Origin of the sequence: Solidesulfovibrio sp. C21 (assembly GCF_047785625.1) — a bacterium.
Classification (GTDB): Bacteria; Desulfobacterota; Desulfovibrionia; order Desulfovibrionales; family Desulfovibrionaceae; genus Solidesulfovibrio.
Genome location: NZ_JBLODY010000061.1, coordinates 1 through 24912, shown reverse-complemented (window position 1 = coordinate 24912; position 24912 = coordinate 1). Strand labels below are relative to the sequence as shown.

Annotated in this window: 20 protein-coding genes and 2 tRNA genes; 8 read left to right on the top strand and 14 right to left on the bottom strand. The window is 60.8% G+C overall.

From position 1 onward, the window contains the following. Nucleotides 1-254: 254 nt before the first annotated feature. From ACMZ6R_RS15740 to ACMZ6R_RS15715, 6 genes are all read right to left on the bottom strand, one after another. Nucleotides 255-2591: a bacteriohemerythrin gene (locus ACMZ6R_RS15740; protein ID WP_416113163.1), complete on the bottom strand. Its 2337-nt coding sequence runs from the start codon at nucleotides 2589-2591 to the stop codon at nucleotides 255-257. Nucleotides 2592-2693: 102 nt separating this feature from the next. After that, nucleotides 2694-3479 carry an amidohydrolase family protein gene (locus tag ACMZ6R_RS15735; RefSeq protein ID WP_416113161.1) on the bottom strand — a complete coding sequence of 262 codons (786 nt, stop codon included), beginning with the start codon at nucleotides 3477-3479 and terminating at the stop codon, nucleotides 2694-2696. A 26-nt stretch (nucleotides 3480-3505) separates the two neighbouring features. After that, nucleotides 3506-3940 carry an acyl-CoA thioesterase gene (locus tag ACMZ6R_RS15730; protein ID WP_416113159.1) on the bottom strand — a complete coding sequence of 145 codons (435 nt, stop codon included), beginning with the start codon at nucleotides 3938-3940 and terminating at the stop codon, nucleotides 3506-3508. Between the two features lie 7 nt (nucleotides 3941-3947). Continuing rightward, nucleotides 3948-5144, bottom strand: coding sequence for a cofactor-independent phosphoglycerate mutase (locus ACMZ6R_RS15725; RefSeq protein WP_416113157.1), 1197 nt, complete (start codon nucleotides 5142-5144; stop codon nucleotides 3948-3950). Between the two features lie 326 nt (nucleotides 5145-5470). Beyond that, complete coding sequence (locus ACMZ6R_RS15720; protein ID WP_416113155.1) at nucleotides 5471-6769, bottom strand: homoserine dehydrogenase; 1299 nt, start codon at nucleotides 6767-6769, stop codon at nucleotides 5471-5473. A gap of 2 nt (nucleotides 6770-6771) precedes the next feature. Further along, nucleotides 6772-7944, bottom strand: a complete 1173-nt coding sequence (locus ACMZ6R_RS15715) for an aminotransferase class I/II-fold pyridoxal phosphate-dependent enzyme (protein WP_416113153.1) — start codon at nucleotides 7942-7944, stop codon at nucleotides 6772-6774. Nucleotides 7945-8098: 154 nt separating this feature from the next. On the opposite strand from ACMZ6R_RS15715, the gene ACMZ6R_RS15710 reads away from it, so the two are divergent. Next, a tRNA-Ser gene (locus ACMZ6R_RS15710) sits at nucleotides 8099-8192 on the top strand. Nucleotides 8193-8473: 281 nt separating this feature from the next. On the opposite strand, the gene ACMZ6R_RS15705 is transcribed toward ACMZ6R_RS15710, so the two are convergent. Together ACMZ6R_RS15705 and ACMZ6R_RS15700 are read right to left on the bottom strand one after the other, a co-directional pair. Continuing rightward, nucleotides 8474-9598, bottom strand: coding sequence for a hypothetical protein (locus ACMZ6R_RS15705; protein WP_416113151.1), 1125 nt, complete (start codon nucleotides 9596-9598; stop codon nucleotides 8474-8476). 3 nt (nucleotides 9599-9601) lie between these two features. Next, nucleotides 9602-10828: a hypothetical protein gene (locus tag ACMZ6R_RS15700; protein ID WP_416113149.1), complete on the bottom strand. Its 1227-nt coding sequence runs from the start codon at nucleotides 10826-10828 to the stop codon at nucleotides 9602-9604. A 369-nt stretch (nucleotides 10829-11197) separates the two neighbouring features. On the opposite strand from ACMZ6R_RS15700, the gene ACMZ6R_RS15695 reads away from it, so the two are divergent. After that, nucleotides 11198-11282 (top strand) — tRNA-Leu (locus ACMZ6R_RS15695). Between the two features lie 204 nt (nucleotides 11283-11486). Continuing rightward, nucleotides 11487-12110 (top strand): hypothetical protein, encoded by a 624-nt coding sequence (locus tag ACMZ6R_RS15690; protein WP_416113147.1) that lies wholly within the window; start codon nucleotides 11487-11489, stop codon nucleotides 12108-12110. A 341-nt stretch (nucleotides 12111-12451) separates the two neighbouring features. Here ACMZ6R_RS15690 and ACMZ6R_RS15685 read toward each other — a convergent pair whose 3' ends face one another. The 3 genes from ACMZ6R_RS15685 to bioA all read right to left on the bottom strand — a co-directional run bounded on the left by ACMZ6R_RS15685 (nucleotide 12452) and on the right by bioA (nucleotide 15458). Continuing rightward, nucleotides 12452-13252, bottom strand: a complete 801-nt coding sequence (locus ACMZ6R_RS15685) for a 2-amino-3,7-dideoxy-D-threo-hept-6-ulosonate synthase (RefSeq protein WP_416113145.1) — start codon at nucleotides 13250-13252, stop codon at nucleotides 12452-12454. Between the two features lie 224 nt (nucleotides 13253-13476). After that, entirely contained in the window at nucleotides 13477-14118 is a 642-nt protein-coding gene (bioD, locus tag ACMZ6R_RS15680) for a dethiobiotin synthase (RefSeq protein WP_416113143.1), read from the bottom strand. After that, on the bottom strand, nucleotides 14115-15458 hold the full coding sequence (gene bioA / locus ACMZ6R_RS15675; protein ID WP_416113141.1) for an adenosylmethionine--8-amino-7-oxononanoate transaminase: 1344 nt from the start codon (nucleotides 15456-15458) through the stop codon (nucleotides 14115-14117). The genes bioD and bioA overlap by 4 nt, the downstream gene beginning before the upstream one ends. On the opposite strand from bioA, the gene bioF reads away from it, so the two are divergent. The 3 genes from bioF (at nucleotide 15457) to ACMZ6R_RS15660 (ending at nucleotide 17995) form a co-directional block, all read left to right on the top strand. Further along, complete coding sequence (gene bioF / locus ACMZ6R_RS15670) at nucleotides 15457-16635, top strand: 8-amino-7-oxononanoate synthase (protein WP_416113139.1); 1179 nt, start codon at nucleotides 15457-15459, stop codon at nucleotides 16633-16635. The two genes, bioA and bioF, sit on opposite strands and share 2 nt — an antisense overlap. 110 nt (nucleotides 16636-16745) lie before the next feature. Further along, on the top strand, nucleotides 16746-17234 hold the full coding sequence (locus ACMZ6R_RS15665; protein WP_416113137.1) for an alpha/beta fold hydrolase: 489 nt from the start codon (nucleotides 16746-16748) through the stop codon (nucleotides 17232-17234). Continuing rightward, on the top strand, nucleotides 17231-17995 hold the full coding sequence (locus ACMZ6R_RS15660) for a methyltransferase domain-containing protein (RefSeq protein ID WP_416113135.1): 765 nt from the start codon (nucleotides 17231-17233) through the stop codon (nucleotides 17993-17995). The genes ACMZ6R_RS15665 and ACMZ6R_RS15660 overlap by 4 nt, the downstream gene beginning before the upstream one ends. On the opposite strand, the gene ACMZ6R_RS15655 is transcribed toward ACMZ6R_RS15660, so the two are convergent. Continuing rightward, nucleotides 17959-18420: a hypothetical protein gene (locus ACMZ6R_RS15655; RefSeq protein WP_416113133.1), complete on the bottom strand. Its 462-nt coding sequence runs from the start codon at nucleotides 18418-18420 to the stop codon at nucleotides 17959-17961. The two genes, ACMZ6R_RS15660 and ACMZ6R_RS15655, sit on opposite strands and share 37 nt — an antisense overlap. 137 nt (nucleotides 18421-18557) lie before the next feature. Here ACMZ6R_RS15655 and ACMZ6R_RS15650 point away from each other — a divergent pair, with 137 nt between their 5' ends. Further along, nucleotides 18558-19979 (top strand): sigma-54-dependent transcriptional regulator, encoded by a 1422-nt coding sequence (locus ACMZ6R_RS15650; RefSeq protein ID WP_416113131.1) that lies wholly within the window; start codon nucleotides 18558-18560, stop codon nucleotides 19977-19979. A gap of 146 nt (nucleotides 19980-20125) precedes the next feature. On the opposite strand, the gene guaD is transcribed toward ACMZ6R_RS15650, so the two are convergent. After that, entirely contained in the window at nucleotides 20126-21550 is a 1425-nt protein-coding gene (gene guaD / locus ACMZ6R_RS15645) for a guanine deaminase (RefSeq protein ID WP_416113129.1), read from the bottom strand. A 53-nt stretch (nucleotides 21551-21603) separates the two neighbouring features. Continuing rightward, nucleotides 21604-22725, bottom strand: coding sequence for an alanine racemase (gene alr / locus ACMZ6R_RS15640; RefSeq protein ID WP_416113127.1), 1122 nt, complete (start codon nucleotides 22723-22725; stop codon nucleotides 21604-21606). A gap of 108 nt (nucleotides 22726-22833) precedes the next feature. On the opposite strand from alr, the gene mutL reads away from it, so the two are divergent. Then, complete coding sequence (gene mutL, locus ACMZ6R_RS15635; protein WP_416113125.1) at nucleotides 22834-24843, top strand: DNA mismatch repair endonuclease MutL; 2010 nt, start codon at nucleotides 22834-22836, stop codon at nucleotides 24841-24843. Nucleotides 24844-24912: the final 69 nt, after the last annotated feature.

Sequence of the window (24912 nt, the reverse complement as noted above, 5' to 3'; positions counted from 1 at the left end):
CGTTTTTCAAATGGCGGGAATCCGAAAACTACCGAATCGGTACTTGGCGCTTCGGGCGCGAATAGGAAACGGGCGGTTAGACTGCGTCAGCCGGCTTGACTTCGGGCCACATAGGAAAGACTTTCAACGGTTACAGAGCGTTACCATGAGAGCGCCTATCACCGTGAAAAGTTTTTGGGAGGGGAGAGCGCGAGAGGGGGACCCTTTTTTCCAAAAAGGGTCCCCCTCTCGCATCTTCCTCACCTCTCAACAGCTCAACGAACGCCGCGTTCGTTGAAGAACGAACTGTACTTCTGGTCGGTGCCCTTGATGTGGCCGACGAGCCAGTTTTTCAGGAAGTTCATGACCTCGTTGGTCAGTGCCACCTTGTTGGCCCGGAAGTCATTGCCGAAGGCGAGGACCTTGTCCACGAACTGCTCGTGCTCCTTGCGGTGGTTGAGGTAGCCCGGATACTTGTACTGCTCCATGAGCTTTTCCTCGAAACCGAAATGCTCCACCGCGTATTCTTCGAGTTCGCGCAGGATGCTTTCCACCTGACCCTTGCCCTTTCCGCTGCGCATGGCCTCGTGCAGGTCGCAGATCATCCGCACCAGCTTCTGGTGCTGGCTGTCGATTTCGTGGATGCCGACGGCCAGGGATTGGTCCCAGACGAGGATGGCGTCGCTGGCGGATTTGGACAGCGCGGCATGGGCAGGAGCAGAATGCGTGGACGCGGCTTTAGGCGCGGGTTTGGCCGGCGCATGGGGAAGGGCCTTGGCCGCGACCGAACGCCGGGGAGCGGGCAGCGACTTGGCGGCGGGGCGACCCGACGGCAGGGACGGCACCCTGGGGCTTGCGGCCACAGCACGCGGCGCGGCGGCCTTTTTCGGATGACTCGCGGTCGTATCGCCGGTCATGCGGCGAATGACGTCGTCAAGTTCGCCGGACAGGGCGGACAGCGCGGACAGGGCGGCGGTGGCGGTTTCCATGCCGTCGGCGGTCTCGCCGGCGATGCGGTTGACCTCTTCCACGGCCCGGTTGATCTCCTCGGAGGTGGCGGACTGTTCCTCCGAGGCCGTGGCGATGGAGGCGACTTGCGAGGCCGTGGCGTCAACGATGCCCACGATCTCGTCCATGAAACGGCCCGAGGCGGCGGCGGCGGTGGTGCTCTCCTCGATGCCCTGGGCGGCGGATTCCACGGCGGCGATGTTCTCGCGGGCCTGCCCCTGGATGGAGACCACGGCATCTCCCACTTCCTTGGTGGCGGTCATGGTCTTTTCGGCCAGTTTCCTGACCTCGTCGGCGACCACGGCGAAGCCGCGTCCGGCGTCCCCGGCCCTTGCCGCCTCGATGGCGGCGTTTAAGGCCAGGAGGTTGGTCTGGTCGGCGATGTCGGAAATGACGTTCATGATATGACCGATGCTGTCGGCCTGCTGGCCAAGGCGGGTCATGGATTCCTTGAGTTCCAGGATGCGTTGGCGGATGACCTCGATGGAATCGACGGCGGAGCGCACGCCCTCGGCTCCGGTGAGCGCCTTGCCCTTGGCCTCGTCGGCGCTGGTCGCCGCCGCGGAGGCGTTGTGGGCAACCTCGAGCACGGTGGCGTTCATCTCCTCCATGGCCGTGGCCGTCTCGATCATGCGGTCACGCTGGTGCTGGGCGCCGCCGGCCACGAGTTGGGCCTGTTCGAGCAGACTCGCCGACTCGTTCATGACGGATTCGGACACGCTTCTGGCCTGGGCCGCGGCTTCATGCATACGGGCGAGCAATTCGTTGGTGCGGGCTTCCTGTTCCCGGGTCGCCACGAGGGCCGAATGGGTTTCGGCGGCCTGGAGCTCGCACTCATGACCCTTTTTCTGGGTCTCGTGCATTTCCTCTTCCAGAGAGGCCACCATGCGGGACAAGGCGTCCCGCAGTTCGGACAACTCCGGGGGGTAGTTTCCGGCGGCCCGGGCCTTGAGGTTCCCCTTGGCCACGGCCGTGGCATATTCCCGAAGCCGGGTCAGCGGAGCATTCAGGCTGCGGCTCAAAAGCACCAGCACGGACAAGAACACCACCGCGCCAAGCGCCATGCCACTGGCCTGGATCGTCATCAATGTCGTGACGCTGCCCTCGGCGATCTCTTCCAGCCTGTCGACGGCCTTGTCCTGGGCGAGGGCCATGTCCTCCGCAGCGGCCGCCAGCTTGTCGGCCGTGGTGCTGTCAGGCTTGGACAGCATGGTTTCCACTTCGGCCACGAAGGGCTTGATGCGCGCGGCGGCGGCCATGAGCAGGGCCGCCGTTTCGCGGTCGGCCTTGGGGATATGGAAGCCCTGGCCGTCTTTGTAGTCGCCGCCGTTTATCAGCAGGCTCTGGATGTCAGCGAAGGCAACCAGGCGTTTACGCACATCCTCGGCCAGGGCGGCATCGCCCTTCCCGGACTTGGCGTTCTGGGCATAGGCCAGAGCATCCTTGGCGATTTTCTGGACCTGCATCCACTGCCGTCCGGCCAGATTGGTGACGAGTCCGTCCGCCTTCTGGGAAGCGGTCAGGCTCCAGGTGGCGCCGAACATCACGCAGCTTAAAAGGAACATGATCGCGAGGGAGCAGAGAACCTGCAGACGAATACTCATGGAAGGGCTCCTTGAGCCGGGGCGCGCGGTGAAATCTTGCAATACAGCCCGGGCTCAGCCCTTCCAGCATGAGGCCCGGGCGAAAGTCAATGGACATTTTGGTCATCGGAAAAGTGCGGTTGCGGCCGAAAGCAAGCTCTCGAGCTCCGCGTCGCGAAGGGACAGGCGGCGGCGCAGCAGACCGATCTCGTCGCCGGGATCAAAAAGCGGGTAATCGCTGCCGAAAAGAATACGTTCGCGGGGGTGGCCATCAAAGATGCGATGCAGGGTGTCGTCGTCGATAAAGGACAGGGAACTCGACGTATCGATGTAGACGTCCTTGCCGAGGAGATGCTCCAGAACGTACTGCCAGTGGAGATACCCTCCCAGGTGAGCGGCGATGACCGTAAGCCCCGGAAAATCGCGAACAATGGCCGCCACTTTGTCCGGGGAGGAGTTGTTCTGCGCCGGCGGCAGATTGTCCCCCACGTGGAGCATGACCATGAAACGGCCGGAAAGAGCCTCGAAAAGCGGCCACAACCGGTGGTCGTCCAGACGGAAGCCCTGGAAATCGGCATGGAACTTGATGCCTTTGATGCCGTTTCGCTCAAGCCTGTCCAGCTCGCGCTCGAAGTCCGCATAATCAGGATGCAGAGTACCGAAGGAAAGCACCTCGGGGTTCTCCCGGTGGATGCGGATGGCCCAGTTGTTGGCCGGGACCACCTGCGCCGCGGCCGTGGCCGCATTGTGGACGACCACCCGGTCGAGTCCCGCCTTTTTGGCCCGGGCGATCAGGTCGTCGATCTGCCCCGTGCCGACGGGTTTGATGCCGTAATGGCTTTCGAGCTGGGCCAGGACCTTGTCCGATATCTTGGGATGATAGGCGTGCGTATGGATGTCGATGAACATGATGTGCGACAAAGAGGAGAGACAGGTTAGACGGCGAAAAGCTCGCGCAGCCAGCCCGGAACGGCCATGGGCCGCCCTTCGGGCGTGGTGCAGGCGTGCAGGGTCTCGCCGGCGGCCAGGAGCATCGAGGCGTCCGGCGGACCGAAAACCTGGTAGACAAAGGTGACCGAGGCCCGGCCCCAGGCGGCAATGGCGGTGCGCACCGTGACCACGTCGTCGTAATGGGCGGGGCGCAGGTAGCGAACGGCCAGGTCGCGCACGGGCAGCCAGACCCCGCGGGCCTCGACGTCGCCGTAGCTCATGCCGCGCTCCCGGATGAAATGCCCCCTGCCCCGCTCGAACCAGTGGGGATAATGCCCATAATAGACATAGCCCATACGGTCCGTTTCCCCGTAGGAGACGGTCAGTTCCAGCCGGGAGTCGGGGGAGGGAAAATCCTCGGGTCTGACAATGGGGGCCATGGCGCGTTCACTCTTTCCTGTTCGCCCAACCGGCGGCCGAGGGCAAAAGCGTATGCCCGGGGGCGACGGCAAGGCCGGTAGCGGCCGCCTCGCGTTCGGAAAAAGCGGCCACGCCGGAAGGGGTTACGCCTTGCTTCCAGAAAAGGAAAGGCACGGGATCGGCGCTGTGCGTGCGAATGGCAATGGGGGTGGGATGGTCGCAAGCAATCAGAAACGCGGCGTGGTTGCCCAAGGCCTCGCGCATGGGGGCCACGATGCGGGCGTCGAAGCGGGCCACGGCCTCGGTCTTGGAGGCCGCATCCCCGGCATGGCCGCACTCGTCCGGCGCCTCGACGTGCACGAACACGAAATCGCCGGTTTTGAGAAAATCAAGCGCCGCCGCCACCTTGCCTTCGTAATTGGTGTCGAGGAGTCCCGTGGCCCCGGGCACGTCCAAGACAGCCATGCCGGCGGCCCGGCCAAGGCCCTTGACCAGATCCACGGCCGAAACCACGGCCCCGCGCAGCCCGAACGTCCCGGTGAAATCGGGGAGCGTAAGCGCCCTGCCCTGCCCCCACGGCCACACGGCATTGGCCTTGCTGCCATTTTCCGCGCCAGCTAAAACCTTACCGGCGCATTGCACGAAATTCCACAGGGCCGGGGCCCGGCGCAGTTCCTCCAGGTCGGGGGCGATCCCCTGATCCGTGATGTCATGGGGCGGACGCACCGCGACCCGCGCCTCGGGACGCCCCGCCGCGCCCTTGGCCACGAGCAGATGGCGGTACTGCACGCCCGGATGGACCACATAGTCCGGCGGACAGCATTCCCGGCCGATGGCTTCCACCAGCCTGGTCGAGACTTCCGTGGCGATATGGCCGGCGGAATAGTCGCGCATGAGCCCCGTGTCGGAGAGCTCGCTTACGGTCACGGTATTGAGCCGAAAAACCACGTCGTCGGCCCCGAGCGACAAGCCCATGGCCGCCGCCTCGATGGGGCCGCGTCCGGTGTGATACGTGGCCGGGTCGAAGCCCAGAAGCGCCATGTTGGCCACATCCGATCCCGGGGCCAAGCCTTCCGGCACCGTGCGGCAAAGCCCCACCAGGCCCTCCCGGGCCATGGCGTCCATGACGGGTGTCGCGGCCGCTTCCATGGGCGTCCTGCCGCCAAGCGCCTCGACCGGCAAATCGCCCATGCCATCAGCAATAAGGAAAACGAGTTTGGACAAAGCATGCCTCCGGCGGCCAGGGAGAAACTTTTTGCAAAAAGTTTCTCCCTGGACCCTCTTCAAAAACTTTTCACAGGGAAGAGTAGGGATACTCTCCGTTTGTTGTCTTCAGGGAAAAAATACTCCAGGTGGGCTGCCGTCGCCCTGGCGATGTTCTCGCCGCGGATCGACTGCATTGCCTTCAGACTCCCTCGCGCTCTTCCGCGTTGCGGCAGGCTGCCCCCGAAGCCGGCCGGCGCGACAAGGGCCCATTCCCTCGTCCTTGCCTTTGCGGGATGGTCCGAGAGGGACGTTGCCTCCTCCCGGACCAACGAATTCCCTTTCCCCTACAATACCCTGAAATGCACCGTGCCGGGTTTGATAAACGGCATGGCGGCGGCGTCTTCCAGCACGCCCCGGATGGCCCGTTCGGTTGCTTCGTGGGTGAGGAAAACGATCGGCACGTGCCCGTCCTCGGGAGCGCCTTTCTGCACAGCCTGGCGGATGCTGACCCCGTGCACGCCCATGGACTTGGAGATGGCGGCCATGACGCCGGCCTGATCCTTGACCGTGAAGTGGATGTAATGGGGACAAATTGCGTCTTCGGGATCGGGCTGGCTGGCCTCGGGCAGGGGCTCGACCAGAAAGCCGGTGTTGTTGGGGATCATGCCTTCACGGGCCAGGGCCATGATATCGCCCAGAACAGCGCTGCCCGTGGGCAGGTCGCCGGCCCCCTTGCCATGCAGAATGATAGGGCCGGAGGCGTCACCCTCAACGCGCACGGCATTGAACGCGCCATTGACGCTGGCGAGCAGATAATCCTTGTGCACGAGCATGGGGCTCACGCTGGCAGAGAGCCTGCCTTCGACTTCGTGGACCTGGCCGATGAGCTTGATGGTGTAGTCGAACTCGCCGGCGAAACGAATGTCCTCGGTCGTGACCTTGGTGATGCCCGTCACGGGCAACTTGGCCAGGGGCAGATTCTGCCCGTAGGCGAGCCGGATCAGCAAAATGAGCTTGTGGGCCGCGTCGATGCCCTCGATGTCGAGGGTCGGGTCGGCCTCGGCGTAGCCTTTTTCCTGGGCCTGACGCAACGCTGCGGCAAAGGTCAGGCCCTTGTCGCTCATGCTGCTCAGAATATAGTTGGCCGTACCGTTCAATATGCCGATGATGCTGACGATACGATTGCCGGCCAGGGATTCCTTGAGGGTGGCCACGATGGGGATGGCCCCGGCGCAACTGGCCTCGTAGTAAAGCCCCAGCCCCTTCTCGGCCGCCAGGGCGAAAAGTTCGGGGCCGTGCTCGGCCAAAAGCGCCTTGTTGGCCGTGACAACATGCTTGCCGGCCAAAAGGGCGCGACGGATCAGGTCCAAGGCCGCACCGGTGCCACCCATGAGTTCGACCACGATGTCGATGTCCGGATCCGTCACCAGGGCATCGGGATCGGCGGTCAGCCCGACATCGGGCGGCAGCGCCACGGCCCGGGGCTTGGCGACGTCGCGCACCAGCACCTTGGTCAGGGCGATGGGACGGCCGAGGCGGCGCGTGATCCACTCGGCGTTACGCGTGACAATGGCCACAAGGCCGGACCCGACAGTGCCGAGCCCGGCCAGACCTATACGAACGGGGCGTTTGTCGTTGTGCATGACTACCCTGAAAGCACTTTTTTGATGTTCCGTGTGGCCTGGTTGATGCGGTGCCTGTTTTCCACCAGCGAAAAGCGGACATGGTCGTCGCCGAAATGGCCGAAGCCGAGTCCCGGCGAAACGGCGACCGAGCCCTCGCGCAGCAGCAGCTTGGAAAATTCCACGGATTTCATGTGGGCGAACTCTTCGGGGATCTTGGCCCACACGAACATGGTGGAATTGGGCGAGGGCACCATCCAGCCGGCGCGACACAGGCCCTCGATCAGCGCGTCGCGGCGATCCTGGTAGACGTTTCGAATTTCGCTGACGCATTCCTGGGGTCCATTGAGCGCCACCGAGGCGGCGATCTGGATGGGCTGGAACATGCCGTAATCCAGATAACTCTTGATGCGGGTGAGCGCATGGACCATTTCCTGGTTGCCGCAGCAGTAGCCGACGCGCCAACCGGCCATGGAATAGCTTTTGCTCATGGAAAAGAATTCCACGCCCACATCCTTGGCGCCCTTGGCCTGCAAAAAGCTCGGCGGCTGGTAGCCGTCCAGGCCGTAATCGGCATAGGCGAAGTCGTGGATCACCATCATGTCGTGTTCCTTGGCGAAATCCACGATGCGCTGGAAGAAGTCGAGATCCACGGTAGCCGTGGTGGGGTTGTGCGGAAAGGAGATGATGAGCAGTTTCGGCTGCGGCCAGGTCTGTCGGGTGGCCAGGAGCAGGTCTTCGAAGAAATCGCTGTCGCAGCTGATGGGAATGCGCCGCACATCCGCCCCGGCGATGATGCAGGAATAGGGGTGGATGGGATAGGACGGGTCGGTGGCGAAGACGACATCGCCCGGGGAGAGCATGACCAGGGCCAGGTGGGCCATGCCTTCCTTGGCCCCCAGGGTGACCACTGCCTCGGTTTCGGGATCGATGTCCACGTCGAAGCGACGCTTGTACCAGCCGGAAATGGCGTTTCGCAGGCCCTTGATGCCGCGCGAGGCCGAGTACCGGTGGTTGGCGGGCTTTTGGGCGGCCTCGATGAGCTTTTCGACGATGTGCGGGGGCGTAGGCAAGTCGGGATTGCCCATGCCGAGGTCGATGACGTCTTCGTTTCGCCGCCGCATCTGCATTTTCAGCTCATTAACGGTGGCGAAGACGTATGGCGGAAGGCGTTCCATACGCGCGAACTTTTTCATGCCCGAGACTCCTTTTGCAGTGGACTCGATTGAGCCGAGGCAAGAGCATAGCCGTGTGGGCAGGTCCCTGTAAAGGGTACAGAGCGTTGATCGCGCGTCAGCGCAGGATTTTTTCTTGACCGGTCTCCCGCAAACCGCTATCAGGCCGTGTTGCGGAGAGGTGGCCGAGTTGGCCGAAGGCGCTCGCCTGCTAAGCGGGTATCGGGCTTAACCCCTGATCGAGGGTTCAAATCCCTCCCTCTCCGCCAGAAATTTTGTTTCCCAAAAAGAAAAGTCGCTCAGAAATGAGCGGCTTTTCGCTTTTTGAGATTATGTGTTGCGAGTCGCAGTGGCGCCGTCGGCCCATGCCTCGCCCTCACCTTCTCGCAAAAAAATTTATGGCCCATTCAGGTTGGCCCAGACCATTCCGCGCAATTTTTCTCGAATAAACACACAAACTGAGGACTGCAACAACCGGTGATGATGGTTGAAACACTTCACTTCACGGTTCTTAAAGCTACTAAGAGAAACTAATTATCACACCAAAACATCAATCCGCAAGAGATATAGCGTCAATTTCTACGCTTTCATCAAAATTTATCATAATTTCAAAACAACAACTTTCAAAAAAATCACAAATAGAACTCACAGTGTCCGCATCGGTATCAGTCAGCTTAAAACGGGCATGAACAAATAAATTTCTCAATCTATAAAGCGACTTTGACCAATCAAAATCACAATCACCAATCTCTAATTGTTCACTCAAAAAATTATTGATTATATCACGACAATTATTGAAAACGCCACTATCTGCGTTCGGTATAAAATTTGAATAAAGAAGAGCCAACCTATACCGGTCTCCTGCACATTTAGACAACGACACCTTCAATGAATATGGATCAAGCACATCACTCGACGAAATTACCTTAACACAAATTAAAAAAACTTTTTCCAGGTATATCTCAACTATCTGATACAAAGTTATAAATCTGGACACAGGATTTTCTTCATGCTTACTATTATTTACCAAGATGAATAATATATTTATCAACTGCACCGCCGAAGAAGACATCTTTTTTAATTTAAGTTTATTCTTGAAATCTCGTCCTGATCTCAAATAATTATTTTTCTTAATTGGGAAATAATCATCTCTATGAAGAATTAGCAAAATTTCATTCAGTGAAATATCACAACTTGAAAGCTGCTCTTTTCCAACTACAAGCAAAACAGTATTATCATTTAATAAATCAAAAAAATTAAACCCTTCTTTATAAAAATCTCCTGAAATATTTTCTTTAAAGCATTTTAAACCTATCCCTCCATGAATTAACTTCTCTACACCTGTAACCGCAAATGTCTTCATCCATCGCTCATCTGGAAATTCATCAAAAAACCTTAAACTCGTGACTGGAAAAATATAACCAACCGTCTTTCTGTCTATATTATTTAACAGCGAAACTATATTCCTTTGATTTGTGTGATAAGAAAAAAGAATTATAGCCTCATATTTATTTATATCTGACAAATAACTATAGTCACAACCTGTAAAAAAAGACAATGCTCCAACACTAGAATTTGCTGAATATTTATCTCCATCTCGTGCAAAGCCAGAGAAAACAACACTAGAAAAATCCTCTCCAAAAAATCTTTCAGCGATACTATTAAATATTTTCATAGTCTAATAAATCATCTCAAATTTTTCTAAAGCAGCAAGCCAGCAATTATCTAAGTCTAAAAAAGAATCTGAATCTTTGTTAAAAATTTGATAAAAACACAAGCTAAAGTATAACCGCTGAGCTTCTCCAACTTTTTTGGCCCTAGACGTAACTTGCTCCAATGCGACAATCATGTTATTTAATGCATCATGAGGGTCCTCATTGAATCGCAAGTCATCTATCAAACCCTTGATATCTGCAATACTTCCTATTTGACTTTGCTTTTGAAGTTTTTTTATTTCAGAACCAAAACCTGTCATTGCTTGAGATTTACTAAAAACCGACTCCACACTAACACCGAAAGGACGAGTAATATCTCGTTCAATTCTTGATTGATCAAAAGTCCAGTCGTAAGAAATAGTATTAATCTTAGAAACAAATTGATTATAGCTTGTCAGTATCTCTAAAATATCATCCTGCTGCTTATATTCTTCAAGAAAAAGTAGCTCTTTAACCTGACTTACGAGAGACAATCTGTCATGCGGCTTTGGCGAAGCTGTAGTATAAGCATAAAACATATCCACAACATCTTGATATTTATATTTTCCCAATCCCCTTGCACGTCTTTCGTCTTTTTCTGTAACAATCACAATACCATCAGGCAAATCATCTCTATCGATAAAATCACAATAAAGTATCTCGATTTGCTGACGAAAAGACATAGGCGTTTGACCTGTATTTAAAGTCAACATCCTATACAAAACGCCAGTCTTTTGCAGGCCAATATAAATTTCAAAGCGTATATTACTTTGTTTAAAAGCAGCCTCTTGTTTATCCCCCTTTCCAATAGCAATTTTTTCACAATCTAAAATAGTATAAGTTCGTTGCAACCCATCCAAAATGATAATTTTTTTATCTTCTACAGCCCTATTAATCAGCCTTTCTAATTCTGGCTTCGCATTTGCAAAATCGGCCTGGCTCTTGATAGCTCTTTCTATAACATGATATATCTCACTATTAAACGATGTTGTGGTAGAAAGAATAATTGGGGGCATCACACATCCATCAAGCAAATCAATCTTCAACAAATCATATATTTTACCATGTGAATCTATTTTTCGACGCTGGTATTGATTACTTGTCAGAATATCTTTCGCTATAACAACATATTCACCAGCACTCATATCAAAACTGACATTTATTCCATTGATTTTTTTATCTATTAGCCAAGAATGGTACTTAATATTCATAGCAAATCCTCACATGGCACAATAAAAATTGCAACACACTCCACAAAAAAATAAACGTACCAAAACAAAATTGACCTTGGCAATACATACCTTTCATCTAAAAATAAATAAAGGCCCCCACCAACCATTCTCCCGGTCAGTGTGAGCCTATCCATTTAGCATTCCAAAAAAAAAGCTTCCTAAATTTTCTCAAGCATGATCTTCCCCGCTTCCGGGGCAAAAAGCTTAAAGCTGTCACACGAGTTAAACCCATAGCTCTTCAGAAGCGCCGCGCTCAGGTGGATTCCGTTTTTCCCGAACTCCGACCCGGCCTTGATTATTGTGTCCTTGGCCCTGATCGCGTAAGAGATTTTGCCCGCGTTGGCCCGTGCGAGAGTGGCGGAATCGGGAGACGCACCAGACTTAGGATCTGGCGCCGAAAGGCATAGGGGTTCGAACCCCCTCTCTCGCACCAATCCAGAATCAAAGGTTTTTCTAAATTTCCTCGACACGGGATATGCCTGGACCATATTTGTCCCGGCAGCGTCCCGGCGTTGTTGTCGAGGTCACCGGCACGCTTCGTCCTGCCGCCCTATCACTCACGGGCGCAGGTGAGTCAGGACTTCCCCTTCCACTTGTCGGCCCCCAGAAGATACGCCACCTCTTCACGAGTCAGTATGTGACGCCGGCGGCCGGGCAACGTGTTTTCCTTGACCATCTGCGCGATAACCGTTCGTCCCTGCAGGACAAAAAGTTCCAGATCGACTGGAAGCCGGCACAGTCCATGGATTTTCCCGCTGGCAACGGCCTCGACAACAGGCTGCGGGCAGGGAGGCCGAAACAGGACGACAATGGCCATGCCGCTTTTACCCAATTCGAGCATATCGGCAACAGAGGCTTCGGCATCCGCGCCGACTTCAATAAACGCAAGCTCACACCGGAATGGCTGGAACTGAAAGAGTCTGGCCTCTTTCATATTGTGAACGGCGACCACATGATGATCGCTGGACAAAGCCGAGGTCATCGCCGCCAGCTCAACGGCGTCCGAACATACTATAAGAATATTAGCACGATACATATATTATCAGAGAAACAATCCGGACAAATTTCTCACCAACGGGCAACGATTGCACCCGCCCTGCCAAAGCAAGCGCGCTTGACCGCAATGACACGTATCTCGCAACCGCCTCTCCGGGGCTGTGAAGAACCTGAAAAAGATAGACGGGGAAACACACGACTTGCTGCGCAAACACGGCAGAAAGAGAGCCTTGTTTCGGCCTTAATTCTGCCTATTCTTCAATAAACATCTTTGGTACAGCAGTCTAGCATTTCCTGGTCGGGAGGACGTCCGGGGCGACACCTTGGGTGGAAGCCGGCAACAACCGACGTACACCTGAAAAGGAGCGACTCCCGGGCTGGTGGTCAAATGCTGCCGGACGAAATAGCGGCGGGGAGCGGCGGAGGGATCTTACCCGTCAAAGCGGCGATATCGGGCTCGGCGGGGGGCTGCGGGGCGAGGCGGGGGCAAAAGAAACTGTCCAACCATGCTGCAGCGCTATCGCTTCGAGCCCCTGCCGTACCATGGCAAGGGCTCTTTTCCTTCGATCTGCCCGCCCAGCGTCGGGAAAGCCCACGCCTTTTCCCTCACTCCTTGATCAGCGACTCCATGGCCGCGTCCACGCCGGCCCCCTCGTGCACGATGGCCGTCACCGCCGCGAGCAGTTTCGCCGGGTCCGGGTCCTGGAAAACGTTGCGCCCGACCGAAAGCCCCGCTCCGCCGGCCGCCACACTGCCCGCGATCATCTCCAAAAGCGCCCGCCGCGAATCGATCTTCGGCCCGCCGGCAATGACCACCGGCACACAGCAGCCGGCCACCACCCGGGCAAAACTGTCCGGATCGCCGGTGTAGGGCACCTTGACGATGTCCGCGCCAAGCTCGTTGCCGACCCGGGCGCAGTGGGCCACCACATCGGCGTCGAACTGTTTTTTGACTTTGGGTCCGCGGGCATACACCATGGCCAGGACCGGCACGCTCCAGGACGCCGCCGCCTCGGTCACCCGGCCCAGGTCGTCGAGCATGCGCGCCTCGGTCTCATCGCCAAGGTTCACATGCACGGATACGGCATCGGCCCCGAGCTTGATCGCCTCCTCCACCGTGCACACCAGCGTCTTGGCATTGGGGAAAGGCGACAGGTCGGTGCTGGCCGAAAGGTGGATGATAAGCCCCACGTCGCGACCGCGCGCCCGGTGGCCGCAGCGCACCACGCCCTTGTGCATGAGCACGGCATTGGCCCCGCCGGCCACGATATTGGTCACGGTCCCGCGCATGTCGGCAATGCCTTCGATGGGGCCGACGGATACGCCGTGGTCCAGGGGCACGATAATGGTGCGCCCGGTGTCGCGGTTGATGATGCGTTCCAGACGGATGGATTTGCCGATGTTCATGGTCGTTCTCCTTGGCTGTGTTATCGCCAGGGGTCCGGAACGTCCCGGTCGACCAACAAAAAGGGCCGCCGGGCAATCTGCCCGCGGCCCCAGTCGGCGGTGTTGTGGATGCGGCCCTATAGAACCGCGCCACCCGCCAAGCCGCGAGCGCGTCGGCCGTAATAATAATACGAACCGGCAAAAAGAGTGCGCGTGGCGTCGGTGCGGGTGAACATGGCCTTTTCCTAGCCCTCTCCCGCCTCCCCGTCAAGACCGGGAATGGCGGCGAAGGTGAATCCCGAAGCGTCGTAACGGGCCACGACCTTGCCGGGAAACTCGCTTTCCAGTTCCGCCGCGTTGCGGTCGGCGTGGCGCGGGGATTCGGCGAAGTGGTCGTTTAACACGATGCCGGTGAAGGCCATCTTGTGGCGCAAAATGAAATGGCCGTAGACGATGGCGTCGGACAGGCAGCCCAGGCGGTTGGGCACGACCAGCAACACTTCGAGTCCCAACGCCAGGGCGAAGTGGTAGTTGTAGCGCCGCGTGGCCAGGGGCACGCCGATGCCTCCGGCCGTTTCCACGAGCAGTACGTCGCGGTCGCCCGACATGGCCTCAATGCGCGACACGCAGGCCTCAAAGGGAAAGGGATCGAACACGAAGCAGGGCGAGGCCGGCTCGGTCGCCGTGTAGAGCGTGACGGCGTCTTCCTGGGCCAAGCCGGTCCTTTGGGCCACGAAGGCCGCGTCGTCGTCCTCGGGGTAGCCCGTGGCCACGGGTTTGACGTAGCGCACGGACCTGCCCTGCTCAAGGAGCATCCCGGCAAGAAACGCCGAGAAAAACGACTTGCCAATGCCCGTGCCGGTCCCTGTGATCAGATACCGTTTCATCCCAAAACCGCCTTGACCGAATCGAGGGCGATGTCGGTCAGCTTGTCGATCTCTTCGAGGGTAATGACGTAGGGCGGCATGAAGTAGACGATGTCGCACAGGTTTCGCAGCCAGGCCCCCCGCTTCTTGGCTTCCTGGTAGATGCGAAAGCCCGTGCGCGCCTTCCAGTCGAAGGGGATCCTGCGCTCGGGATCGGCGTAGAGTTCCACCGCCGTGATCCAGCCCGTGGAACGGATATCCACCGTGTGCCGGTAGCCGGCGAAGCGCTCCTGCACCGCCTTGTGCAGGTAGTCGATCTTGACCCGGTTGGCCGCGATGACGTCGTCCTCCTCGAAGATGCGAAGCGTTTCGCAGGCCGCCGCGCAGGCCAGCGGATTGCCGGTGTAGCTGTGGGAGTGCAAAAACGCCTTGTCCTCCACGAAATCGTGGTAAAAGGCGTCGAAGACCGCGTCGGTGGTCAGCACCACGGAAAGAGGCAAGGTGCCGCTGGTGATACCCTTGGATAGGCACATGAAGTCCGGGGACACGCCCGCCTGCTCGCAGGCGAACATGGTGCCCGTGCGGCCGAATCCCACCGCGATCTCGTCGGCGATGAAATGGATGCCGGCCGCGCGCGTGGCCTTTCGCAACTTGGTGAGGTAGGACGGCGGGTACATGCGGAAGTTGCCGGCGCATTGGACCAGCGGCTCGACGATGACGCCGGAGAGCACGTCCTTATTGGCGTCGATGGCCTCCTGCATGGCGGCGAAACACGGCGCGTCGCAGCCTTCGCGGGTGCGGCCGTAGGGACAGTCGAAGCAGTCCGGCCCGGCCACCTCGATCTGCTCCACGAAAAGCGGCACAAACGGCGCGGCATAGAGCCTGTCGCCGCAGACGCCGAGCGCCCCGGCCGTCTCGCCGTGGTAGCCGTTGGAGAGGAAAAGGAATCGGCATTTTTCGGGATGCCCCAGGTTGCGCCAGGAGGCATGGCTCATTTTGAGCGCCGCTTCCACCGCGCACGACCCGTTGTCCGCAAAAAAAACCCGCGTCAGACCTTCCGTGGCGATCGCCAGCAATCGGGCGGCCAGTTCCTCGGCCGGAGCATGGGTGACATCGGCGAAAATGACGTGTTCCAGGCGGTTAAGTTGTTCGGTCACGGCCCGGACGATACGCGGGTTGGCATGGCCGAAGAGGTTCACCCACCACGAAGAAATAGCGTCTATATAGGCGTTTCCCTCACGGTCGTAGAGGTAAATCCCTTGACCCCGATCCATAAAGACGGGAGGATAACTTTCGTGATCCTTCATTTGGGTGCAGGGATGCCAGATCGGCATAGCCTGTTTCCCGGAACCAAATGGCATGAGCACTTCCTTTTTCGGCAAACATATCGTGCCCGAGGCGGCCAAGCTTCGCAACTCGGACAGCTTCCGGACCATCCCGCCGATCGATGACGGCGCGGCCCGGGAAATCCTCTATTCCGGCACGCGACTTTTAAACCTCGCTTCCAACAATTACCTCGGCCTGTCCGGGCATCCGGACCTCATCGAGGGATCGGTCAAGGCGCTCACGCGCCACGGCTGTTCCTCCGGGGCCTCGCGGCTGGTCACCGGCAACTTCGCCCTGGCCGAGACCCTGGAAGCGGAACTGGCCACGTTCAAGTACCAGGAGGCGGCCCTGGTGACCGGCAGCGGCTACGCCGCCAATCTGGCCGTGTTTTCCGCCCTGGCCGACCGGCACACCGTGGTTTTTTCCGACCGCCTCAACCATGCCAGCATCATCGACGGCATACGCCTGTCCGGAGCCCGGCTCGTGCGCTACCGCCATCTGGACATGGAGCATCTGGAAAAGCTGCTCATGCGGGAGGAGCAGGTCGACAAGAAAATCATCGTCACGGACACGGTTTTCAGCATGGACGGCGACGTGGCTCCCTTAGCGCGGATCGTCGAGCTTGGCAAAGCCCACGGGGCGCTGGTGGTCGTGGACGAAGCCCACGCCACCGGGGTGATCGGCCGGGGCCGGGGGCTTTCCGCCGCCCTCGGACTCTCCGACGACGTGGACGTGCATGTGGGCACCCTGAGCAAGGCGCTCGGGTCCCACGGGGGGTTCATCGCCGGCCGGGTGGAGACCATCGAACTGCTGCGAAACCGCGGCCGTTCGTTCATTTTTTCCACCGCCCTGCCGCCGGCGGTCCTGGGCGCGTCCCTGGCGGCGTTGCGGCACATCAAGTCCAACCCCGCCGACGGGGCGCGGCTGATGCGTATCGCCAAGGAAATCCGCGATCACCTGGGCGGGCTCGGCTTCGACACCATGGGCTCCACCACCCAGATCATTCCCGTGGCCTGCGGCCGCAACCGGGTGGCCTTGCACGCCCAGTCGCTCCTTATGGCCGAAGGGCTGCTCGTGGCGGCGGTACGGCCACCCACCGTTCCCGACGGTACGGCACGGCTTCGCCTGTCCCTGCGCGCCGACCTCACGCGCGATGACTTAAAACGCATCCGGCTCGGCTTTTCCAGGCTCCGCGTCTCGTTTTTCCCATGACCGGCCGTTTTTTTCTTTCCGGCTGGGCCGGACCCGAAACGCTCTTCCCCGACTTTCCGAGCGGATGGGCCTTTCGCGCTCCGTTTTGCGACGGGGACGAGAAAACGCTTGTGGCCGCACTCGCCCAAAGCGGCGGTACGGTGCTGGCCGGCTGGTCCACGGGCGCGCACATGATCGTCAAGCACGCGGCGAGGCTCGTGCCCCGCTTTGGCCGCATCGTGCTGTTTGCCCCCTTCGCCCGTTTCGGCGACAGCCTGCCCGGGCGCATCACCCGGGCCATGGCCGCCGGCATGGCCGCCGATCCCGAGGGCACGACGCGGGCTTTTTGGAAAAACTGCGGCGTGCCGGGCGACCCGGTCTGGAATCCCGGCTGGGCCGCGCCCCTTGCCGCCGGTCTTACGTACCTGCTTGCGTCCGAAGCCACGGGCGCGCCAGTCCCGGCCGGCAATGTCACGGTTTTTCACGGCAACGCCGACCGCATCGTGCGCCGCCCGGCCGTTAAAAAGGCCCTGGCGTCGCTCCCGGGCGCACGCTTGACCGAATTTCCCGGCGGGCACTATCCCGATCCGGCCGTGCTTGGGGCGGCGATTTCCCAATGACGAGGCCAATTCGCGGACGTTTCGACCGGGCCGGGGCCACCTACGAGGCCGCCGCCCGGGTCCAGCGGCTGGTGGCCGCGCGGCTGGCGGCGCTCTGCCCGCCGGTCCTTTCCGGACACGTACTGGAAATCGGGGCCGGCAGCGGCCTTTTCACGCGCGAACTCGCCCCGCGACTGGCTCCCGACGGGATCTACGTGGCCCTGGACCTCTCCCCGGGCATGCTGCGAAACGCCGCCATGCCCGGGGCGGTCAAGCTCGCGGCCGACGGCGAGCACCCGCCCTTTTTACCGGGAACCTTCGATTTCCTGGCCTCGGCCTCGGCCATGCACTGGTACGCCGATCCGGCCGGGTCCATCGCGGCCAATCTGCGGCTGTTGCGACCCGGCGGCGGTTTCGCCATCGCGCTCTATGTGCGAGGGACGCTTGGCGAACTGGAGGAGGCGTCGCGGGCCACGGGCTTCGGCTCGGTCTATCCCATGCGGCCGGCGGATTATTACAAGACGCTCTTCACGGACCTGACCGGGGGGCTGGCGGAATTCGAGGAAAAGCGCCACGTGGTGACGTATGGCAGCGTCGGGGAACTGTTGCGGGCGCTCAAAGGCGCGGGCGTCACCCACACGCCGGGGACAAAGGCGGGGAGCCCGGCCCGGTATCGGAAATTCGTGCGTTATTACGCGAAGCGTTTTGGCGGGGATGCGGGCGTGAGCGCGACCTACGCGACACTCTATGCCTGGGGCCGACGCGCCCTTGGCGGATCCTGAAGTATCCCCCGCTTGTCCAGTCGCCAGGCGTAATAGACCACCGCACCGAACAGTACGATGCCGAACACCTGGGCGGCCAGGGCGGCCGGGGCCGTCACCGCCGCCGGATCGGCCCTGAACCAGACCACGGCCGTGGAAAAAAGGTTCATCGCAAACGCCACGGCCAGCACGTTCACCGCCTGCTTGCGCAACCCCAACAAAAGCGTCACCCCGACCAGCGTCAGCGCCGCGTTGACATAGCCGATCACCCGGTCCCACACCGTGAACTTGGCCAGAAACGCCTGCTGCTCCGGCGTCAGGTTCACGCCGCCGGCCGCGACGAAAAAAAGCCCCACGATGATCTGGATCGAGCTGATCAGATAAAAGAGAAAAATGACCCAGACCAGGATGGGCCGCTTGCGCTTGGGGGTCTGTGCATCGGTCATGGCCGCCTCCTTTCGTCGACGACACTACGAAGCCGGCGACGCGGCGTCAAACCTGCCGGGGGCGCGCCGGGCCCCGCCTCGACAAACCGCCCGGTTCGCCTTACATAAATTCAAGCCAGTAGCACGGGGGAGGTGGCATGGCGAAGATTCTGGTTATCGACGACGACACCCATATTCGAGAAGTGTGCAAACTGGTCATCGAAAGCATGGGCCACGAGGTCACGGCCAAACCCAGCCTGGGCAAGGGACTCGAGGCCCTGGACGCGGAATTTTACGACGTGGTCTACCTCGACGTGGACCTGCCCGATGGTAACGGCCTGCTCTCCATTCCCAAGATCACCGACCGCGACAAGGCGCCGGAAGTCATTATCTTCACCGGCGCGAGCTACCCCAACGGCGCGGAGCTGGCCATCAAAAACGGAGCCTGGGACTACATCGAAAAGCCGGCCACGGCCGAGTCCATGACCCTGCCGCTGATCCGCGCCCTGCAGTACCGCAAGGAAAAATTCGCCCACCGCCCCCCCACCGTGGCCTTAAAGCGCGACGGCATCATCGGCAACAGCCAGCGCGTGGCCGCCTGCCTGGATCTCGTGGCCCAGGCCGCCAACGCCGACGCCAATACGCTCATTACCGGCGAGACCGGTACCGGCAAGGAACTTTTCGCCCGGGCCATCCACGACAACAGCGAACGGGCCGAGGGGCCCTTTGTGGTGGTCGATTGCTCGAGCCTGACGGAAACGCTCATTGAATCCGTACTGTTCGGCCACGCCAAGGGCGCTTTTACCGGCGCGGAAAAAAAACAGGAAGGGCTCATCAAGCAGGCCGACAAGGGCACGCTCTTTCTCGACGAGGTGGGTGAACTCCCCTTTGCCCAGCAAAAAGCCTTTTTGCGCGTGCTCCAGGAGCGCCGCTTCCGTCCGGTCGGGGCCAAGGAAGAGGAAACGAGCGATTTCAGGCTGGTGGCCGCCACCAACAAGGACCTCGAAGCCATGGTCGCCGCGGGCGATTTCCGCAACGACCTGCTCTTCCGCCTGCGCACCATGCACATCCACATTCCGCCCCTGCGCCAGCGCGGCGAGGATGTCCAGGAACTGACCATCTATTACATGAACGCCTTTTGCAAAAAGTATAAAGTGCCGCTCAAGGGCTTTTCCCCGGAGTTCCTCGACAGCCTCATGGAATACGACTGGCCGGGCAACGTGCGCGAACTGGTCAACCTCATGGAAAACATCATCGTGCGCGCCCAGTTCGAGCCCACGCTTTATCCCAAGCACCTACCGTCCGAAGTGCGCATCCGCATCATGAGCGGCAAATGCCAGGAAGCGGCCAACGGCCAGGAGCTGGAACTGGCGCCGCCGCTCGAACAGCCCGACGCCGCCCATGGCGAGATGACCATCACGCCCTTCGACAACTACAAGAAGGAAACCGAGTTCCGTTATTTCAAGGCGCTCATGCAGCAGGCCGGCGGCGACATCCACAAGGCCTGCGAAATGTCCGACCTCGGCAAGCAAAGCCTCTACCGCTACCTGCGCATTCACGGCATCGCGACGCGTCCGTGATGTGGTCGAAGAAGAACGTGAAGAAGATGCGAGAGGGGAAACCCTTTGGAAAAGGGTTCTCCCCTCTCGCGCTCTCCCTTTCCTAAACTTTTCGGCCAGGGGGAGGCCATGCCTCGCTGTCAGGAGGCGGGCCTGAAAGATATTCTTCAGGCAGTCGCGGCCTTCTTGTAGGCCCGCCTGCCGGCAATCCAGGTTTCATCCACATTGCGGTCGTCGCCCAGGGCCATGACGCCGAAAAGAAGCTCGGCCGCCTCGTCGACGGTGCGCGGTCCGGCCGCGTCCTTGACGGCCAGGGATTGACGCCAGGCCATGGCCGCCTGCCCGGCGTTGACGTCCAAGGCCACGAAATCGGCCTCCTTGCCCGGCTCGAAATTGCCGAGCAGGTCGTCGAGACACAGGGCGCGCGCCCCGCCAAGGGTGGACAGGTAGTAGGCCCGGTACGGCGAGAGCTTGTTGCGTTCGGCCTCGGCCAGATCCATCGCGCGCGGGTCGAGAGAGCCGTCGAGCAACGTCGCGTTGCACATGCCGACCTTGTAGGCCTCCTCCATCACACGCAAAAGCGACAAGGCATTGCCGCCGCCGATGTCGCTGCCCAAAACGACTTTCACGGGATGTTCGGGGTCCATGGCCCGGCCCAGCCGGAAAGAACCGCTGCCGAGAAAGAAATTGGACAACGGACAAAAGGCAATGGCCGCGCCGGCCTCGGAAAACCGCCGCATCTCGTCGTCCGACAGCCAAATGCCGTGCCCGGCGGTGCACTTGGGCCCGAGCAGGCCGTAGCGCTCGTAGACGGCCGTGTAGTCCTGGCAGTCGGGGAAAAGCTCCCTGGCCACGGGGACTTCCGCCGGATTCTCCGAGATGTGGGTATTGACCCAGCAATCGGGGAATTCCGCCTTGAGCCGACGGCTATATTCCAGCATGGCGTCCGTGCAGCCCACGGCAAACCGGGGGGTTATGGCGTAGAGGTTGCGCCCCTTGCGGTGGTAGCGGCCGATAAGGCGTCTGGACTCGCGATAGAAATCGCCCGAACCGACACAGTTCGCTTCGGGTGCGAAGCGGTCCATGCCGGTCAGCCCCGTGATCACGCGCATGTTGCGCCGCGCGGCCTCCTCGAAAAAGGCCTCGGTCGCGGCCGGATGGCTTGTCGTAAAGGCCTGGCAGGTCGTGGTGCCGGCGGCCAGCAACGCATCGAAGAAAAACCCGGCCGCCTTGTCGGCATAGTCGCGGTCGCTGTACTTGCGTTCCTCGGGGAAAACCCGCTGTTGCAACCAGTCGAGCAGATGACTGCCATAGGCCCCCATCACGCGCAGCTGGGGGAAATGGACATGGCCGTCGATAAAGCCCGGCAAGAGCAGCCGGCCCGGCAAGGAGACGACTTCCAGGCCGGGATGGCGGGGTGAAACTTCCTCGAACAGGCCGAAGTCGCGTATCATCCCGTTCTCGACGACCAGCAGGCCATCGCGCAGGAAACGGACCGCCTCATGCTCCTTGCCGGCATGCTTCCAGGGATCGTCCAGGAAGTCGAAAAACATGCCGCGAATGGCGCATCGGGGTGCGCCGCCTTTTTCCATCACCGCTTTCTCCTGTGTTGCGCCGACAGGCCTGCGCGCTCCCGGAGCACGGCCTAGCAATACTCGCGCGGATTGAGCCCGAACAGGCAGAAAACCTCATAGGGAATCGTCTCCCACCAGGTGGCCAGGTCGTCGGCCGTGATCGTGCCCGGCCCCTCGCCGCCGAGCAGGTGGATCACATCCCCCGGCGCGGCAGCCACGCCCGTGATGTCGACGGCGGTGAGCTGCATGCACACCCGGCCGACGATGGGCACGCGCCTGCCGGCCAGACACATGTAGCCCCGGTTGGACAGTCCCCGGCTGTAGGCGTCGGCGTAGCCCGCCGCCACGATGGCCACCCGCATGTCGCGCTCGGCCGTGTAGGTCCGGCCGTAGCTGATGGAACAGCCGCAGGCCAGGTCGTGCACCGAAACGATGCGCGTCACCGTCTCCATGGCCGGCACGAATCCCGCGCCGAGCGGCTCGCGCGCCGTGCCCGCGAAGGGATTGACGCCGTAGAGCGCGATACCGGCCCGCCGGGCCTCGAAACCAAAATCGGTCGCATGGGCCAGGATGCCGGCCGAATTGCAAAGCGAGGCCTCGAAGGTGAGTCCGCCGTCGCGAAGCCCCTGGCAGATGCGGGCGAATTTGCTCCCCTGTTCGCCCACGAAATCGAAGGCATTGGGGTCGTCGGCCGTGGCCAGGTGCGAGCTGACCATGACCACCTCGATGGCCGGCATGCCCGCAAGGGTTTCGAGCAGATGCGGCACGTCGCACTCGCAAAAGCCCAGCCGGGCCATGCCCGTGTCGAACTTGAGCGCCACCCGGGCCTTTTTGCCCTGCCCGGCGGCGAGAGCGGCAAGCCGCGCCAGCTGGTCGAAATCATGCACAAAGGGCGTGACGTCAAAATCGAGCACCATGGCGTCGTCCTCGGGCAGAACCGGCCCGACCAGGGACACGATGGCCCCGTCGCAGCCGCTTTGCCGCAGCGCCGCGCCCTCGGCCACGGAGCCGATGGCAAAGGCGTCGCAGCCGGCCCCGGCCAGGGCCCGGGCCGTCTCGACAAGGCCGTGGCCATAGGCGTCAGCCTTGATGACGGCCAGGACATGGCCGCCGAAGCTGCACAGATGCTTGTAGTTGGCGACGATGTTATCCAGGCGCACCTTTGTGCGCAGGTAATTGTAGGCGATGGTCATGGCGTTTCTCCTTGTCGACGCGGGCTTGGTTTCTACGCCCATCGCCACCGCTTTTCCAGTATTTGCGGCCCGCTGGCCCTTCGCGTCGAGATGCCGTAAAAAGGGGCCATGCCAAGCGCCGTCAAACACCGCACCATCCGCGTCCTGCCGCCCGAACTGCAAAACCAGATCGCCGCCGGCGAAGTGGTCGAACGCCCGGCCAGCGTTCTCAAGGAACTTGTTGAAAACAGCCTCGACGCCGGGGCGACGCGCATCGAAGTCTCCATCGACGGCGGCGGCCGCACGGCCATGGTCGTGGCCGACGACGGCTGGGGCATGACGCCCGAGGAACTGTCGCTGGCCGTCACGCGCCATGCCACGAGCAAGATCGTCTCCATGGAGGAACTGACCAGCATCGAGAGCTTCGGGTTTCGCGGCGAAGCCTTGCCGAGCATCGCCTCGGTGTCGCGCTTTACGCTGACCTCGCGCCACGAGGCGTTTGACGAAGGAGCGGTCATCCGGGTGGAGAGCGGCCGCATCGTGGAGGAAGGCCCAGCGGCCCTGGCGCGCGGCACGCGCATCGAAGTGCGCGATCTTTTCGCCGCCGTGCCGGCACGGCTCAAATTTCTCAAATCCGAGGCCGTGGAGACCAAGCGCGCCACCGAAGCCTTCAGCCGGGCAGCGCTGGCCCGGCTCGACGTGGCCTTCAAACTCTCCGTCAATGGCCGCACGACGCTCCGTTTCCCCGCCAGCCAGACGCTCGCCGCGCGGCTTGGCGGCATCTGGCCGCCGGCCGTCACCGAAGGGCTTTTCGAGGTGGACTACGCCCTGGGCCCCATCCGCGTGCGGGGACTCATCGGCAAGCCGCTTTCCGCCCAGTCCCGGGCCGACCGCATGCTTTTTTACGTCAACGGCCGGGCGGTCCAGGACAGGCTCCTGCTTTCGGCCGTGCGCGAGGCCTACAAAGGCCGGCTGCTGTCCCGGGAATACCCGCAGGTGGCGCTTTTTGTGACGCTGCCGCCCGAGGACCTGGACGTCAACGTGCATCCGGCCAAGACCGAGGTGCGCTTCCGCGACGAACAGGTCGTCTTCCTGAACCTCCGCCGGGCCGTCGGGCAGGCCCTCGACAAGGCGCTGGTCCTGCGCACGGTCCCCGCGCCAGAGCCCTGGGTCAAACAATCCGGCGGCGAACCGCCAAAATTCGCCTCCCGCCGCGACTTTCTCGACGAACTCGTGCGCACCGACGCGCCACATCCCGACGAGACCACCCCGGCCGCGCCCCTGGTGCGGGAAGGCCCGCCCGGCCGTCCGATCGGCCAGGAAGTCCAAGACTCCCCGTCCCCTGCCGCCACACCCTACCAGGCCGTGGCCGACAACCGCCGCCACGGCCTGCCCGCGCCCGTGCGCCACCTGGAGCCGCCGGCCGTGGTCCGCCACGAGCAGCATCTCGCCCAGGCCGGGGAGCCCGGTGACATTCCATCCGACGGTCCCGGCACGGCCGTTTTCCCCGCCGACCAGGAGCGCGCCGCGCCGGATGACGCGCCGGGAATCCTGCGCGCCCGCACCCCCGAGGAGCTGGAGCCGTCGCTGCCGCCCGGAGTGCGCTACCTGGGCCAGTTCGCCGACACCTACCTTATTGTCGACCTCGGCCGGGAGCTGGTGTTGCTCGATCAGCACGCGGCCCACGAACGCATCATCTACGCCGCCATGGAAGCCACCGGCTCGCGCGGCGACAGCCGCCCGGTCGGCATTCCGGTGGAACTGACGCTGCACCCCGCCGAGCAGGCGCGACTGCAGGAACTCCACAACGAACTGCGCGCCGTCGGTTTCGCCCTCCAGTCGCCGCGCCCGGGCACGGTCGCCATCACCGGCGTGCCGCCGGGCTTAAGCCTGGGGCAGGCCAAGGAATATCTGCGCGCTGCCCTGGCCGGCCAATCCAAGACCCTGCACGATCTTTGGATTCTCATGAGCTGCAAGACGGCCATCAAGGCCGGAACCAGGCTTGCCGACGATGAGGCCGTGGCCCTGCTCGCCCAGTGGTCCAAGACACCGGAGCGGGACTACTGCCCCCACGGTCGGCCGGTGACCGTGCGCTTCGGCCACCGCGAGATGGAAAAGATGTTCAAACGCGGCAAATAATGAGAGGAAAGGCCCCGGGGAAGGGAACCCTTTTTTGTAAAAAAGGGTTCCCTCCCCCGGACCCCCACC

Excerpts from the sequence above, each read along its gene's own strand:
- ACMZ6R_RS15740 (WP_416113163.1), bottom strand. The coding sequence starts at position 2,591 with ATGAGTATTCGTCTGCAGGTTCTCTGCTCCCTCGCGATCATGTTCCTT.
- ACMZ6R_RS15735 (WP_416113161.1), bottom strand. The coding sequence starts at position 3,479 with ATGTTCATCGACATCCATACGCACGCCTATCATCCCAAGATATCGGAC.
- ACMZ6R_RS15730 (WP_416113159.1), bottom strand. The coding sequence starts at position 3,940 with ATGGCCCCCATTGTCAGACCCGAGGATTTTCCCTCCCCCGACTCCCGG.
- ACMZ6R_RS15720 (WP_416113155.1), bottom strand. The coding sequence starts at position 6,769 with ATGCACAACGACAAACGCCCCGTTCGTATAGGTCTGGCCGGGCTCGGC.
- ACMZ6R_RS15715 (WP_416113153.1), bottom strand. The coding sequence starts at position 7,944 with ATGAAAAAGTTCGCGCGTATGGAACGCCTTCCGCCATACGTCTTCGCC.
- ACMZ6R_RS15705 (WP_416113151.1), bottom strand. The coding sequence starts at position 9,598 with ATGAAAATATTTAATAGTATCGCTGAAAGATTTTTTGGAGAGGATTTT.
- ACMZ6R_RS15700 (WP_416113149.1), bottom strand. The coding sequence starts at position 10,828 with ATGAATATTAAGTACCATTCTTGGCTAATAGATAAAAAAATCAATGGA.
- ACMZ6R_RS15685 (WP_416113145.1), bottom strand. The coding sequence starts at position 13,252 with ATGAACATCGGCAAATCCATCCGTCTGGAACGCATCATCAACCGCGAC.
- bioD (WP_416113143.1), bottom strand. The coding sequence starts at position 14,118 with ATGAAACGGTATCTGATCACAGGGACCGGCACGGGCATTGGCAAGTCG.
- bioF (WP_416113139.1), top strand. The coding sequence starts at position 15,457 with ATGAGCACTTCCTTTTTCGGCAAACATATCGTGCCCGAGGCGGCCAAG.
- bioA (WP_416113141.1), bottom strand. The coding sequence starts at position 15,458 with ATGCCATTTGGTTCCGGGAAACAGGCTATGCCGATCTGGCATCCCTGC.
- ACMZ6R_RS15660 (WP_416113135.1), top strand. The coding sequence starts at position 17,231 with ATGACGAGGCCAATTCGCGGACGTTTCGACCGGGCCGGGGCCACCTAC.
- ACMZ6R_RS15655 (WP_416113133.1), bottom strand. The coding sequence starts at position 18,420 with ATGACCGATGCACAGACCCCCAAGCGCAAGCGGCCCATCCTGGTCTGG.
- ACMZ6R_RS15650 (WP_416113131.1), top strand. The coding sequence starts at position 18,558 with ATGGCGAAGATTCTGGTTATCGACGACGACACCCATATTCGAGAAGTG.
- guaD (WP_416113129.1), bottom strand. The coding sequence starts at position 21,550 with ATGGAAAAAGGCGGCGCACCCCGATGCGCCATTCGCGGCATGTTTTTC.
- alr (WP_416113127.1), bottom strand. The coding sequence starts at position 22,725 with ATGACCATCGCCTACAATTACCTGCGCACAAAGGTGCGCCTGGATAAC.
- mutL (WP_416113125.1), top strand. The coding sequence starts at position 22,834 with ATGCCAAGCGCCGTCAAACACCGCACCATCCGCGTCCTGCCGCCCGAA.